General features: G+C 45.0%; 15 protein-coding genes and 2 pseudogenes. 13 read left to right on the plus strand and 4 right to left on the minus strand.

The window, feature by feature from the left end:
- Positions 1 to 54: 54 nt before the first annotated feature.
- Both L3068_RS24945 and L3068_RS24950 read left to right on the plus strand, forming a co-directional pair.
- Positions 55 to 3,063: a Tn3 family transposase gene (locus L3068_RS24945; protein ID WP_016156490.1), complete on the plus strand. Its 3,009-nt coding sequence runs from the start codon at positions 55 to 57 to the stop codon at positions 3,061 to 3,063.
- A 19-nt stretch (positions 3,064 to 3,082) separates the two neighbouring features.
- A pseudogene (locus L3068_RS24950) lies at positions 3,083 to 4,015 on the plus strand (ISL3-like element ISKox3 family transposase); the annotation flags it as partial.
- A gap of 88 nt (positions 4,016 to 4,103) precedes the next feature.
- On the opposite strand, the gene L3068_RS24955 reads toward L3068_RS24950, so the two are convergent.
- Entirely contained in the window at positions 4,104 to 4,766 is a 663-nt protein-coding gene (locus tag L3068_RS24955) for a recombinase family protein (RefSeq protein WP_001549893.1), read from the minus strand.
- Between the two features lie 380 nt (positions 4,767 to 5,146).
- On the opposite strand from L3068_RS24955, the gene L3068_RS24960 reads away from it, so the two are divergent.
- The 4 genes from L3068_RS24960 to L3068_RS24975 all read left to right on the plus strand — a co-directional run bounded on the left by L3068_RS24960 (position 5,147) and on the right by L3068_RS24975 (position 7,030).
- A complete protein-coding gene (locus tag L3068_RS24960) occupies positions 5,147 to 5,809 on the plus strand; it encodes a nucleotide-binding protein (protein ID WP_000516402.1) in 663 nt (220 codons plus the stop codon).
- Positions 5,810 to 5,908: 99 nt separating this feature from the next.
- Positions 5,909 to 6,193 carry a YlcI/YnfO family protein gene (locus tag L3068_RS24965; RefSeq protein ID WP_001185481.1) on the plus strand — a complete coding sequence of 95 codons (285 nt, stop codon included), beginning with the start codon at positions 5,909 to 5,911 and terminating at the stop codon, positions 6,191 to 6,193.
- Positions 6,194 to 6,398: 205 nt separating this feature from the next.
- Positions 6,399 to 6,710, plus strand: coding sequence for a hypothetical protein (locus L3068_RS24970; protein WP_000469598.1), 312 nt, complete (start codon positions 6,399 to 6,401; stop codon positions 6,708 to 6,710).
- 35 nt (positions 6,711 to 6,745) lie between these two features.
- Positions 6,746 to 7,030, plus strand: a complete 285-nt coding sequence (locus L3068_RS24975; protein WP_001043731.1) for a hypothetical protein — start codon at positions 6,746 to 6,748, stop codon at positions 7,028 to 7,030.
- A 20-nt stretch (positions 7,031 to 7,050) separates the two neighbouring features.
- On the opposite strand, the gene ddp1 is transcribed toward L3068_RS24975, so the two are convergent.
- The 3 genes from ddp1 to L3068_RS24990 all read right to left on the minus strand — a co-directional run bounded on the left by ddp1 (position 7,051) and on the right by L3068_RS24990 (position 9,057).
- Positions 7,051 to 7,404, minus strand: coding sequence for a DNA distortion polypeptide 3 (gene ddp1 / locus L3068_RS24980; protein ID WP_000877224.1), 354 nt, complete (start codon positions 7,402 to 7,404; stop codon positions 7,051 to 7,053).
- Between the two features lie 187 nt (positions 7,405 to 7,591).
- Positions 7,592 to 8,035: a hypothetical protein gene (locus L3068_RS24985; RefSeq protein WP_001074369.1), complete on the minus strand. Its 444-nt coding sequence runs from the start codon at positions 8,033 to 8,035 to the stop codon at positions 7,592 to 7,594.
- An 8-nt stretch (positions 8,036 to 8,043) separates the two neighbouring features.
- Complete coding sequence (locus L3068_RS24990; protein WP_001348704.1) at positions 8,044 to 9,057, minus strand: replication initiation protein; 1,014 nt, start codon at positions 9,055 to 9,057, stop codon at positions 8,044 to 8,046.
- 610 nt (positions 9,058 to 9,667) lie between these two features.
- On the opposite strand from L3068_RS24990, the pseudogene L3068_RS24995 reads away from it, so the two are divergent.
- From L3068_RS24995 to L3068_RS25025, 7 genes and pseudogenes are all read left to right on the plus strand, one after another.
- A pseudogene (locus tag L3068_RS24995) lies at positions 9,668 to 9,820 on the plus strand (helix-turn-helix domain-containing transcriptional regulator); the annotation flags it as partial.
- Between the two features lie 589 nt (positions 9,821 to 10,409).
- Positions 10,410 to 10,925, plus strand: coding sequence for a DnaJ domain-containing protein (locus L3068_RS25000; protein WP_001025390.1), 516 nt, complete (start codon positions 10,410 to 10,412; stop codon positions 10,923 to 10,925).
- A 58-nt stretch (positions 10,926 to 10,983) separates the two neighbouring features.
- Positions 10,984 to 11,220, plus strand: coding sequence for a hypothetical protein (locus L3068_RS25005; protein ID WP_000792381.1), 237 nt, complete (start codon positions 10,984 to 10,986; stop codon positions 11,218 to 11,220).
- 59 nt (positions 11,221 to 11,279) lie between these two features.
- Positions 11,280 to 11,831, plus strand: a complete 552-nt coding sequence (locus L3068_RS25010) for a hypothetical protein (RefSeq protein WP_000662998.1) — start codon at positions 11,280 to 11,282, stop codon at positions 11,829 to 11,831.
- Between the two features lie 8 nt (positions 11,832 to 11,839).
- Positions 11,840 to 12,109, plus strand: a complete 270-nt coding sequence (locus tag L3068_RS25015) for a hypothetical protein (protein ID WP_001006717.1) — start codon at positions 11,840 to 11,842, stop codon at positions 12,107 to 12,109.
- Positions 12,099 to 12,341 carry a hypothetical protein gene (locus L3068_RS25020; protein WP_000008707.1) on the plus strand — a complete coding sequence of 81 codons (243 nt, stop codon included), beginning with the start codon at positions 12,099 to 12,101 and terminating at the stop codon, positions 12,339 to 12,341. The genes L3068_RS25015 and L3068_RS25020 overlap by 11 nt, the downstream gene beginning before the upstream one ends.
- A gap of 93 nt (positions 12,342 to 12,434) precedes the next feature.
- On the plus strand, positions 12,435 to 12,773 hold the full coding sequence (locus L3068_RS25025; RefSeq protein WP_001099725.1) for a hypothetical protein: 339 nt from the start codon (positions 12,435 to 12,437) through the stop codon (positions 12,771 to 12,773).
- Positions 12,774 to 12,791: the final 18 nt, after the last annotated feature.

Consider the following 12,791-nt stretch of genomic DNA (forward strand, 5'->3'; position numbering starts at 1 on the left):
ATATTTGAGACGGTTAAAAAAAGGACAGAACTCCCGTTTACGAAAGGATGCGCAATGAGTGATGACTTTCTTACCAGCGAACAGACAGAAAACTACGGTCGCTATGTGGCAGACCCAAATGAGGTTCAGCTGGCTCGGTATTTTCATCTGGATGAGCGTGACCTTGCTTTTATTAATCAGCGACGGGGAAAACATAACCGGCTGGGGATTGCACTTCAGCTGACTACGGCGCGCTTTCTGGGAACGTTTCTTCCTGATCCCCTTCAAATTCCCTCATTCATCCGTTTTTACATTGCGGCACAGTTGAACATCAGCCGACCAGAGATCCTTTCCCGGTATGCTGAAAGAGAAAATACCCGCTGGGAGCATCAGGGGCTTATCAAGCTCTATTATGATTATCATGATTTTGGTGATTTCCCCTGGACATTCAGACTGAAGCGTTTGCTCTATACTCGCGCCTGGCTCAGCAATGAGCGTCCAGGTCTGCTGTTTGATTTTGCTACCGCATGGTTGCTGCAAAATAAGATCCTGCTACCCGCAGCCTCGACTCTGACAAGGCTGATTGGCGAAGTACGCGAACGGGCAAGTCGACGATTATGGCGAAGGCTGGCTTTGTTGCCTGACAGCTGGCAGAAAACACAACTGGACGGTTTACTTGAAATACCTGAAGGGCAGCGTATATCGGTGCTGGAGGAGATGCGAAAAGGTCCTGTCACTATCAGTGGGCCGTCATTTACAGACGCCCTGGAGCGATATACCCGACTGCGTAGCATGGAGTTTTCCCGGTTGAATTTCTCCGGTCTGCCTGCCATCCAGCTGCGGAATTTGGCCCGTTATGCCGGAATGGCTTCGGTGAAATACATTTCAAGAATGCCTGACGAACGGCGACTGGCCGTGCTTACTGCGTTTGTGAAAGCACAGGAAATTTCGGCGCTTGACGAGGCCGTGGATGTGCTGGATATGCTTATTCTGGATATCACGCGTTCTGCAAAAAATATCGGGCAGAAAAAGCGGCTCAGGACCCTGAAAGATCTTGATCGTGCCGCGCTATTACTGGCACGGGCATGCACGTTATTACTTGATGAGAACACCGATGAAGCAGCTCTGCGGCAGGCTATTTTTCGCCGCATACCAAAGGACAAACTGGCTGAATCCGTCGGCAAGGTAAATGAGCTGGCGCGCCCGCAAGATACTCAGTTTCAGGATGAAATGGTGGAACAATATGGACGGGTGAAGCGTTTCCTGTCCGCGATGTTGCGTGACTTACACTTTCAGGCCGCCCCGGCCGGGGAGCTCACGTTGTCAGCAATCCATTATCTGGCCGAACTGAGTGGCTCAAAAAAGCGAATTCTCGACGATGCACCAGAGCAAATCATTTCCGGCCCATGGAAACGTCTGGTCTACGACAGAGATGGTAGGATTCTACGAGCGGGTTACTCGCTGTGTCTTCTCGAGCGCCTTCAAGATTCTTTGCGCCGTCGTGATCTCTGGCTGGAGAACAGTGATCGGTGGGGGGACCCGCGTCAAAAATTGCTTCAGGGAGCTGAATGGCAGGCACAACGCATCCCGGTATGTCGGGCGCTGGGTCATCCATCAGACGGAACTAAAGCAGCAGAACAACTGGCTACGCGGCTTGATGACACATGGAAATCAGTGGCTTCACGTTTTGCCTGCAACGCAGCGGTCAGCATAAGCAATGAAGGTAAGCATCCCTCACTGACGATTAGCAGTCTGGATAAACTGGATGAGCCACCGGCACTGATACAATTGAATCGTCGGGTAAGAGAATTGATCCCTCCGGTTGATCTGACGGAGCTGTTGCTTGAAATAGATGCCCGAACCGGTTTTACCCGCGAATTCAGCCACGTCAGTGAATCAGGTGCTCGGGCGCAGGATCTCCAGGTCAGTCTGTGCGCAACACTGCTGGCAGAAGCCTGCAATATAGGGCATGAACCCCTGATAAAGCATAATATTCCCGCGCTTACTCGCCATCGTCTGAGCTGGGTTAAACAAAATTATCTCAGGGCAGAAACGCTGGTCACCGCTAATGCACGGCTGGTTGATTTTCAGTCCACGCTGCCGCTCGCGGGGTACTGGGGAGGTGGTGAGGTTGCCTCCGCAGATGGTATGCGTTTTGTCACACCGGTTAAAACGGTTAATTCCGGACCAAATCGTAAATACTTTGGTTCAGGACGCGGTATCACCTGGTACAACTTCGTCTCCGATCAATACTCCGGTTTCCATGGCATTGTAGTTCCCGGGACGCTTCGTGATTCCATCTTTGTACTGGAAGGGCTTCTGGAGCAGCAGACCGGGCTGAATCCGGTAGAAATTATGACGGACACGGCAGGATCCAGCGATATCATTTTTGGCCTGTTCTGGTTACTGGGCTACCAGTTTTCCCCTCGTCTGGCCGATGCAGGCGGGGCGATATTCTGGCGGGCAGATAAAACGGCACATTATGGTGCCCTGAATGAGCTGGCCCGGGGATGTGTTGAACTGTCAAAAATAGAATCCCAATGGGATGAAATGATGCGAATGGCGGGCTCACTGAAGCTTGGGACCATCCATGCATCAGAGCTTATTCGTTCACTGTTGAGAAGTAGCCGACCATCTGGTCTGGCTCAGGCGATTATGGAAGTGGGCCGGGTCAACAAGACGTTGTATCTTCTCAACTATATCGATGATGAGGATTACCGGCGTCGGATCCTCACTCAGCTCAACCGGGGAGAAGGACGCCATGCAGTGGCTCGAGCCATTTGCTACGGACAACGTGGTGAGATTAGAAAACGCTACCGTGAAGGGCAGGAAGATCAACTCGGTGCTCTGGGTCTGGTGACCAATGCGGTTGTGCTGTGGAATACACTTTACATGCAGGAGGCGTTGTCACATCTTCGCAAATCGGGGGAAACACCTGAAGAGGAGCATCTGGCAAGATTATCGCCGCTGATACATGGCCATATAAATATGCTGGGACATTATACGTTTTCGTTACCGGAAGATATTCTGAAGGGCGAGTTAAGACCATTAAATTTGAATACAAACAATGAATTAACCTCTTAGCGTGGTTTTTTACATCATTGGACCTCGAACCCCGTATACGTTGCTATTCGAATCGTTCGTTCTCTCATGGCTGAAAATCAGCACCGTTGATGCTGTCAGGAAGCAACTTAAGCTCAGTTGGAATGCGGTTGACGGCATTATGACCCGGGCAGTTAAGCGAGGTCTTGCCCGGATAAAAAAGCCATTATCCGCCCGTCATATGAATGTGGATGAGGTCGCCTTTAAAAAAGGACATCGTTACATAACGGTGATCTCCGATCGCGATGGTCGGGCGCTGGCCTTAACGGATGATCGCGGCACAGAGAGTCTTGCCGGCTATCTTCGCACGCTCACTGATGGGCAGTTGCTGGCTATCAAAACGCTCTCAATGGACATGAACGCGGGCTATATAAGAGCAGCGCGTATCCACTTACCCAGTGCGGTTGAGAAAATCGCCTTTGACCGCTTCCATGTGGCGAAGCAACTGGGCGAGGTAGTTGATAAAACCCGTCAGAATGAACATCCGCACCTCCCTGTTGAAAGCCGACACCAGGCAAAAGGAACCCGCTTCCTGTGGCAGTACAGCGATAAGTGGATGACCGAATCCCGGCAGGAAAAGCTGATGTGGCTGCGTGCACAGATGAAGCTGACGAGCCAGTGCTGGGCGCTGAAAGAGCTGGCAAAGGATATCTGGAACAGGCCATGGAGCGAGGAAAGACGGAGTGACTGGCAGAGATGGTTGGCGCTGGCGGCTAACAGTGACGTTCCCATGATGAAAAATGCCGCGAAAACGATAGGAAAAAGGCTGTACGGGATCCTGAATGCGATGCGACACAGTGTCTCAAACGGAAATGCGGAGGCACTTAACAGCAAGATCAGGCTGCTGAGGATAAAAGCCAGGGGATACCGAAACCGGGAGCGCTTTAAACTGGGGGTGATGTTCCACTACGGAAAGCTGAATATGGCGTTCTGAGCCTTCCCACCATGATCGGGGAAGACCCATGCATATACAGTATAAAGAATCAGTTTTATTCTTCAACACACTGTTTATTATGTTGTAACTACTCCCTACCTTCAGGTTCATGGTTCATTTTGTTAACGGTCTGTTGCTTCACAGCTTTGCTGATAGTCGCCCGGCTACAACCCAGCACTTTTTGAATCTGGCTCCAGGAGCTGCCGCTCGCAATCAGCCTGTTTATGGCGTCATAGCGAGACTGATTAACCTGGCGGCCTTTATACTTCCCTTCCCTTTTCGCCCTGGCGATCCCCTGCTGCTGCCGTTCCCGGCGCTGTTCATAGTCTCGCCTGGCGACGGCGGCCAGCATATCCAGCAACATATCGTTTATGGCCGAAAACATTCGGCTGTCAAAATCATTGTGACCCGATGCGAGCCAGGTTGTCGGAACGTTGACGGCCACAACCCGGATATCTTTCTGCCGGATCATTTTCTTCAGTGTGTTCCAGTCCTCCCCTACCAGGCGTGAAAGCCTGTCCACATCCTCTACCAGCAAGATATCGTTTTGCTGACAATCTTTCAGGAGCCGGAACAACTCAGGGCGTTCAAGCTTAGAACCTGATTCATTTTCAATGTAGTAGTTACAGATGCTCAGGCCGCGCTCGATGGCGAAGGTATTTATCGTGTCCAGGGCGCGTGTTGCATCCTGTTCAGTCGTGGATGCGCGTAAGTAAGCTCTGACAAAGCCTTTCGGTACTGTTTGAGTCATTATAGGGAACCAGTTCATTTTGAGTTAACCAGACACACCCATACAGTACCCATTTCAGTTGGTTCAGGGAAGGCACACTCAAAAAGAACCAGCAAACAGACCCCAGCCCTATAGTGACAACGTCACACTAAAAATTTACAACATAAAGATGATGTAAAGACACACCAAGATTTACACCATAAAGCGCACATAAAGACACAGCAACATTTACCATGTAAAGACACCATAAAGATAAATATATCTTTATTTGTGCTTTACATGGTAAAGCCATTGCATTATAAAGACACTGTAAAGACAAAAGTATCTTTACGAAAAACACACCATGTAAAGACATTCATATCTTTACATGAGCTTTACAACATAAAGAGAGGGATTCTGAAATGGGTAAAATCTTGCTTGTCGTATCAGATAAAGGTGGGGTAGGCAAAAGCACCTACGTGGCTAACACAGGCTCAATGCTGGTCAACAAAGGTAAGTCGGTAATTATCCTGAAGACAGATAAAAACCACGATCTGTTGAGCTGGAACGAAAAGCGGACAGATAACGGCTTACTCACTATCCCGGTTCACGCAGCTTACGGAAACGTCAGCAACGAAATTAAGCGCCTTAGTAAGCTGTGTGAAGTTCTCATTGTCGATTGCCCCGGCCACGACAGCCAGGAGTTCCGTAGCGCCCTGACAGTATCAGATATCGTGGTGACACTGGTTAAGCCGTCCTCTGATTTCGAAAGCGAAACACTGACCAGTGTTACAGAGAAAATCCGCACCGCTCAGAAAGCTAACGCAGCTCTGGAACCGTGGGTGCTGTTCACCAGAATCAACTCAGCGAAACCCCGCCACAGAAAAGCGGCCATTGATCTGGATAAATTACTGCGTTCGGACAACATCTGGATTCAACCTCTGAAAACCCGGATATCCGAGCTGGATGTGTATGAAAGCGCCTGTAATGAAGGGGCAGGGGTACATGACGTTAGCCGGGCATCGAGCCTTTCAACAGCGAAAGCACAGATTGAACTTGTGGCACAGGAAATTGGCATTTTATAGAAATATCAACAATATTCATCGAAATCTTTACATTGTAAATACACCATAAAGATACTATGATATTTACAATTAATGCATACCGTACAAGGGGAAATTTTCATGGCTTTAAAACTAAACCGCCCGAACATCGATGAATCTCAGCAACCAGCAACAAACGCAGAAACCGCGCGTTTTATCTCCGGCGCTACCAGAGCGCCTGTAGCGGGTAAACCAAAGTTGATGAACTTCAGACTGCCAGCGTACTTTGAGGAGATCCTGGAAGCGGAGGCGCAGAGAACAGGCCAGAGCAAGACAACCGTTCTAAAGGCAGCGCTGGCCGCATTCGATAACCTGGACGAGAACCTGAAAAACCACTGGCTGCTTGAATCTGCAAAATTAGGGTAGCGTTATGGCTAAGAAAAAGAGATATGTTGTGATGGTTAGAGATAAACCAAATACAGCGGCAATCAGCGATTATTAGCCTGGTTAGTATGGTTCGCTAACAGGCATAATAAGGCCGTTGCCTATGACTGCGGAGAATGGATTGTCGAACCATCACATTGGTTAAGAATTGGAAATCCAAAATAGAAAGAAACCTAAGGAAAGAAAAATGTTCATATTCAGATATATTAAAACTCTTATTAATATCTACTTGTTATACATCCAACCGATATTGGGGATGTTCCTTATAGGTATAGGCTTATGGGGGTTCTATGCACCTGATGAGGGAACTTGTACTAATCTCAATATTGAGTTATGCGCTGTATCAGCTATTGATGTTCTGAAGCCTGCTATTTTTGTATTTTTAGGCATTATTACCGTTGCCGGATGGTACTTTACCGAACTTCAGCCGAAGCTAAGGGGGGAGGGCAAGTATATGAAGGTAAAAACAGGTGTAAAACCGGAAGATTTCGTTAAGTAAAAACCGAGCCTAAAGACGTTAACCGTGGGGGATTTATGAATAAATCATGGCTTGAACAACAGGTGCAAAATGAAAAATTAAAAAAAGTACAGGAAGAGAAAAAAGATGGCACTATCCAAAAAGGATTGTACAGGGTTCGTATAAAAGACAAATACAGGTGGGATTTGTGGGAAAATGATTTCAGAGTTGTTATTGCTTATTCGAAAGATGATGCAGAGCTAAAATTTACAGAAATGACAGGTTTTAATGAGCATTACTATATAGAAAGCATTGAAAAAATAGTGCTTTCAGATATAGAAAAAATCTTACTGGAAAACTGAAAAGATAGTTATCCAGAGGTTTAGTTAAATAATGGCGTCAGTTTTTCAACCAGTAGCAGATCGCTTAAACCGTCTAAAGAAACAACTTCTATACCAGAATCAACAAGTGAATCAACTCCACATACTTCACCGAAGCCGATAACCATAATCGGCTTTCGGTCTATCAAATCAAAAATCACCAAAGGCAATATTACACTGTTAATCGCTTCAAACTCCTGAAAAAACATTTCAGAGCCGTATTCGCTGGCAGGAAAAAGAATCTCACTTAATCTCAAACCATAAAAAATATGGTAGTGTTCTTTAAGGTTATCCTTTAAAATATTAACAGCCTTAGAATATTTTTCGTTAATAAACTCTTTAACCTGATATTTCATAACTCTCTCCAACAAGAACCGACTGTAGGTCACCGGGCAAACGTTGCGGAATGGCGTCAGAGACGTCATTTTGCGGCGTTTGCCCTATCCTGCATCGCAGTGAAAAGAACTCGCCTCGTGCGCTATGATTAACCGATGATAAAAGGCTGAAAGAAGCACTGCAAGCCGACTGGATAACATTGTTGCTTCACGGCTGATCATCATTGGTTGCCTCAGTGCTAGTGTGCTTTGCATCAGGAACCAGAAGACGATACCACGGCATTTTTTTGTTAAGCAGCTCCATCAGGGGAGTGGCAAACAAACTCAATCCCCACAGCGTTACGATTACTGGAATCGTGAAATTTTGCGGCGTCCAGAACTGGCGCTCAAGGTGGAACCATGTAACAACACAGAGCATTCCACCAATCCAGAAAATAGCTTTACTGAAAGCCCCCAGGACTGCCAGAGAAATAACAGAGACTAAATGCAGTGCGCCAGCCGTAGCAAGACGTAGATAAAACCAGAACCATTTAGCGTGCCGGATAACCGGGTTACCGTTCGTTTCTCGCAATCGTTTTTTACGTTCCCGGATGATTTCTTTTTTCAGCTTACTTCGTTCGGCTCCCTGCGGAAACTCATATATTTTAGCCATGTTTTGCCTCACTTATTCTTTTTTGGTGGAACGACTTTGTCAAACTCCTCTAAAAATGCCATATCATCTTCCGAAAAGGATGAGGATTTTTCATTTATACTAAACTCAAATCTAAGCATGTGAGCCATTCTCCCTTTTTTCCCAACAACAGAGAAAGATAACTGATTTATTTCCGTTTTCTCAATTATCTCATTAATGCTTTTATTGATAACATCACGAACAAAAAATGAGTATTTAGGATACTTATATTTCTTCTCCCCTTCCTCAATAGTATAAAGTCCCATTTCCTCTTTTAAATCATCCACGGATATATCAAAAGATTTTTTTGAACTATTCTGACTGTAATATTTCCTAATGACTTGATAAAGGTTTGTTGAGTTTACACTGTTCAACAACACAACTGATTTCAATACCTGAGTGGTATATCTATTTTCAGAACCAATCAACTTAGAAAAATATCGCTTAGCTGTATTTGTGAATTTTATCCGTACAGTTGCAAGATGATCGTAATAGGCACAGAATTCTGTTAAGTTTAAATCCAAGCGATCAGGTATTTTATTCTTAGATGATAGTATCCCAAGTTCATCAGCCAAATTTTTTAAATCATCTCTGTTTAAAACTAACGTAGTTGAAGAAAGAACTTTAGCTCCCTCTTTCAGAGCTGCATAAGAGGCATATTTATCTAAAGAAGTAGCTTTTGAAAAAAAGTCAGCATCAACCTCCAAAATATCATCATCTAACATTTCCTTTGTATCAATCTGGCAAAGAGCCAGAAAAAGCACTCTTTTTGCTGAAAGGGAAAGGGATGCAAGAGTTACCCCAACTTCATTTCTATGTCTAACTTTCGTTAATCCCGTTACTGTCTTCACGATAAGCCTCATATAACCTTTCCTATGTAGGCAAATCATAACCCCACAAAGGTTGTAATTCAAGACAACAATACAACCTTTAATTAAAAAACCTCTCACCTTTAGATATGAAGATCTGAGGATCTTCATATCTAAAGATAGCAACAACCGCATGTTTCACTTGATGTTCAGTCAAACTGTGGAAACCGTTAAAAATCTTCTCACCTTACGTGAAAAATCCTCTCATCTTTAGTGAAAAATCTAACTACCTTAACTTAAAAATCTTCTCACCTTACGTGAAAAATCCTCTCACCTTACGTGAAAAATCCTCTCACCTTTAGCAATTTTTTTCCATAATTTTCAGGTAATTGAAGCGAGCTAAGTTTTTAAGTTTTTAAGATCAAGAAGAAAATATAAGGCTTTTAATGCACAGCGTCTGTGGATAACTCAGCATAAATCCAGAGGATAGATCCGTCTGGCCTCCCTGAGCACTGCACCACCAAAAATTGAGCAAATATTAACCTTAGCGCGTAAGTGCTCTATTGAAACCCCGTGGAAATTCCGCTTCCTCGCTCACTCGCGGGCTTCGCCCTGTCGTTCGGCTGCGGCGAGCGGTGTAATCTCTCTAAAAGATCCAGACGGGATCCTTTTCCGATCCAATTCTTAAATGCTCTCAAAAGCCCTCAGAGGCGTTTTAACCGCTTTAACCCGGTCATGGTTCAACGGAGCGGGTAAAATGCGCTTAGAACGTCATACAGCTCGTTTTTAACCTGATCCCTAATCAGGGGGTATAACAGAGGCGGCCAAAAAATCCGGCCTTGCTCGTCAGAGTATCTACCGCGCATTATCCCCGAACGGAAACCCGACCATCACAACACTTGCACAGCTTGCAGCAGTAGCCGGGTTACAGTTCACTCTCAGTAAGCCCAACCACTAACCTTTCAGACAAGCCCCTCATACCGGGGGGATTATTTCTTATGCCAGCAAAATTTCACGACCGGCGAGGATGGCCAAGTGTTTTTTGCTGGCAATTTTCGTGCAGCAGCTGGCGCCCGGATTCATTTTTTGCTGTCAGGCATCAATCGGTTTCAGCAACCCGCCCCGTAATTCGCTGCTAACGCATCTCATAACGCGCAGATACAGCGCCCCGCGCCAGTGTTTCACACTGACCCGGCGTACCGTTCGCAAGCTCACGCGCTAACTGCGACAGGCTAAACATCGTCTGATAGTCAGAAATTGGCCTGGCAGGGGTGAGGGGGGTTATCGCTCTCATTCGGGCTTGTTGGTTCGCCAGTCCTGGCGAACGTCTCCGGCGCGATGTTACGACAGCGCATTATGTAACTACAGTTCGCGCCTCTTTCGGAAATCCCTTCATGCGCGGTAAAGCAATATACATCTTTATGTAATCTTTACAATGTAAAGCATTAAAAATGATTCCATAACCATCATTTGATGGTATAATGAATTTGTTGGTTGGGAATGGTTCCCTGCCAGATTCCAGAAGCCCACACGGGCGGGAGCGAAAAATGAATATTCAGGAAGCATTAAACGTTTTTGGTTTATCCGGTGATCTGACTGAAAAGGACATCAAGGCGGCATACAAAAAAGCGGCTTTAAAATATCATCCAGACCGCAATCCATTGGGTGCCGAGCTGATGAAAGCAGTAAATGCTGCGTTTGATTTTCTCATGGCTAACATTGATAAAATCAATCAGTTTCAAAGCACTGATGAAAACGCACGTTACAACTACGGTGAAGATCTGGAAAAAGTTCTGAATACGCTTTCCGGCCTTACAGGGATTGTCTATGAAGTTATTGGTAATTGGGTCTGGATTAGCGGAGAAACTAAAGAACACAAAGACATTTTAAAGGAAATGGGCTGTAAGTGGGCATCTAAGAAAAAACAATGGTTTTACCGTCCTGAAGAACACAAAAGCCGCTGGAACCGTAAAGAACACAGCATTGAAGAAATTCGTGAAATGTATGGTACAGCGGGTAAACGTAAGGCGTCAGGCTGGACACGTGTAGAAGCAAGCGCATAACCGGAATGGGGGCGAAAGCCCCCTAGAACATGGCAAAGATTGATTCGGAGACACGTTGATGAAAAACAAGACCATAACGGAAGCGGAGCTGATAAACATTTTTGAAAGTTACGGAGCCTACATTTGCCCGGATGAGATCGAAGTTACAGCCAAAGAATGCAATGAAAATGGTTCAGTCTTGCACCGTGGCTTAAACGCAGAAGGATGGGCGCATCTTTTTGCGAAGGAAGAAGCATATCAGCAGGAATGCGAAGCCCAGGAAGCTGCAAGTGATGATGGACACTTTGATGAATAGTCTTAAAACTGCCGTAATTCGATTTACGGCTTTTTTATTGAGTTCAAAAGGCTGAATCGATGAAAGAACAGAAAAATTTCTTTGAACGGTATAAACCGGTGTTTGAAATCGTTTGTCGAATCCTGGGGAACGGCTGGCGTGTAAATCTGCTCGATGATTGCCAGTACAGGATTAAGCTAACCTCACCTGATTTTAAAAATTACTCTATACATATTCGAATGGAGAAAGGAAGGTTAGTTATCATTGGAAGCGTAGATAGTCGCAGCTGGAGAAGTCCTTACCATACTTGCACAGTATCGCCAGAGCGTAACCCTGTAGAAATCGCCGCCGATATTGAAAAGAAAATCCTGTCGGATGCTTTAGATAATGTAGATATGGCGCGAGAGTATGAACAACAGTTACAGCAAAAACGCGAGAAAAAACTGATCCTGAAAGGAATGCTATCTCGTTTAGTGCATCTTGAAAGCTGGCATGGGACATTGACCGGGTTTAAAGTTGAGAATGGGTTAGATGGTAACGTATCAGAACGGGGCGACGGATATGAAATGGTAATTCGTGGCCTGAGTGTAGATCAGCTCATAAAGGTAGCGGGGTTTATTAAACAGCTATGAGGCAAAAAATGAATGAAGTCCTGAGCGACAGGAAAAACAAAGGTAATGTAACATACAGGATTGTTGTGTCTGAAGATGCAACACGTTTGTTTATTGAACTTGAAAAACTGATGAAGGTACGCTCTAAAGAAGCGGATAAAAAAACAACTAAAAAGATTGTTTTCCAAAAATCATTTTATTACGAAGAATTCTCGAACGTTAAAGATGAAATTGATGATCCAATTTTATTGAAATTCTATACAGATACTATTGTGAAGGTACAAAATCATGAGTTTTAAGCCAACACCTGAAGAGGTGAAACAAGCACGTATTAAAGCTGGCTTTACGCAGCAGGAAGCCGCTGAACGGTTTGGTTTTACGTTATCAGCCTGGCAAGCCAAAGAAACATCCGGTAAAACGTCTCGTGGTTTAGCCGCTGGTACGTATGAATTACTTTTGCTCCTGGCTGATGAACATCCAGATTACCAGCTCGTTAAGAGAGAAAAAAATCAGGATAAAGTGACTAAATAAATTGCATTACCATCATATGATGGTATAATTTATTTGTAGGTCGGGAATAGTTCCTTACCATGATCCAGTAGCCCAAACGGGCGGGAGACTAAAATGAACACGTATGTTATCACTTTCCAGGCTTTAAACACTAAGAAAGAAAAAATCACCTGCTCTGCTTTTGTCCATTCAGAAACTCTCTTCCTTGCCGTTCATTCTTTCGAAGATAAAAATCGCGGTCGTGGTTATGTTATCACGTCTGTTAGTGAATTGTTGTCCGAGGAACTGACGGCGAAAAATTCCCTCAAGAAAAATATTAACTTTTGGTTTAATGAGTGTGGTTTAAGTAAATCTGAGGTTATAAACGAAGTAATTAACTGGAAGAATTTCGCATATACCCTTAAAGAACTGGAGGAAGCCAAAAATGAAGCGATAAGAGAACTGCGGAGTTAATCAATTAGGGGTGGTATC

This window comes from Enterobacter cloacae complex sp. ECL414 (assembly GCF_021869685.1).
Lineage (GTDB): Bacteria > Pseudomonadota > Gammaproteobacteria > Enterobacterales > Enterobacteriaceae > Enterobacter > Enterobacter kobei.

Excerpts from the sequence above, each read along its gene's own strand:
- L3068_RS24945 (WP_016156490.1), top strand. The coding sequence starts at position 55 with ATGAGTGATGACTTTCTTACCAGCGAACAGACAGAAAACTACGGTCGC.
- L3068_RS24955 (WP_001549893.1), bottom strand. The coding sequence starts at position 4,766 with ATGACTCAAACAGTACCGAAAGGCTTTGTCAGAGCTTACTTACGCGCA.
- L3068_RS24960 (WP_000516402.1), top strand. The coding sequence starts at position 5,147 with ATGGGTAAAATCTTGCTTGTCGTATCAGATAAAGGTGGGGTAGGCAAA.
- L3068_RS24965 (WP_001185481.1), top strand. The coding sequence starts at position 5,909 with ATGGCTTTAAAACTAAACCGCCCGAACATCGATGAATCTCAGCAACCA.
- L3068_RS24970 (WP_000469598.1), top strand. The coding sequence starts at position 6,399 with ATGTTCATATTCAGATATATTAAAACTCTTATTAATATCTACTTGTTA.
- L3068_RS24975 (WP_001043731.1), top strand. The coding sequence starts at position 6,746 with ATGAATAAATCATGGCTTGAACAACAGGTGCAAAATGAAAAATTAAAA.
- ddp1 (WP_000877224.1), bottom strand. The coding sequence starts at position 7,404 with ATGAAATATCAGGTTAAAGAGTTTATTAACGAAAAATATTCTAAGGCT.
- L3068_RS24985 (WP_001074369.1), bottom strand. The coding sequence starts at position 8,035 with ATGGCTAAAATATATGAGTTTCCGCAGGGAGCCGAACGAAGTAAGCTG.
- L3068_RS24990 (WP_001348704.1), bottom strand. The coding sequence starts at position 9,057 with ATGCGGTTGTTGCTATCTTTAGATATGAAGATCCTCAGATCTTCATAT.
- L3068_RS25000 (WP_001025390.1), top strand. The coding sequence starts at position 10,410 with ATGAATATTCAGGAAGCATTAAACGTTTTTGGTTTATCCGGTGATCTG.
- L3068_RS25005 (WP_000792381.1), top strand. The coding sequence starts at position 10,984 with ATGAAAAACAAGACCATAACGGAAGCGGAGCTGATAAACATTTTTGAA.
- L3068_RS25010 (WP_000662998.1), top strand. The coding sequence starts at position 11,280 with ATGAAAGAACAGAAAAATTTCTTTGAACGGTATAAACCGGTGTTTGAA.
- L3068_RS25015 (WP_001006717.1), top strand. The coding sequence starts at position 11,840 with ATGAATGAAGTCCTGAGCGACAGGAAAAACAAAGGTAATGTAACATAC.
- L3068_RS25020 (WP_000008707.1), top strand. The coding sequence starts at position 12,099 with ATGAGTTTTAAGCCAACACCTGAAGAGGTGAAACAAGCACGTATTAAA.
- L3068_RS25025 (WP_001099725.1), top strand. The coding sequence starts at position 12,435 with ATGAACACGTATGTTATCACTTTCCAGGCTTTAAACACTAAGAAAGAA.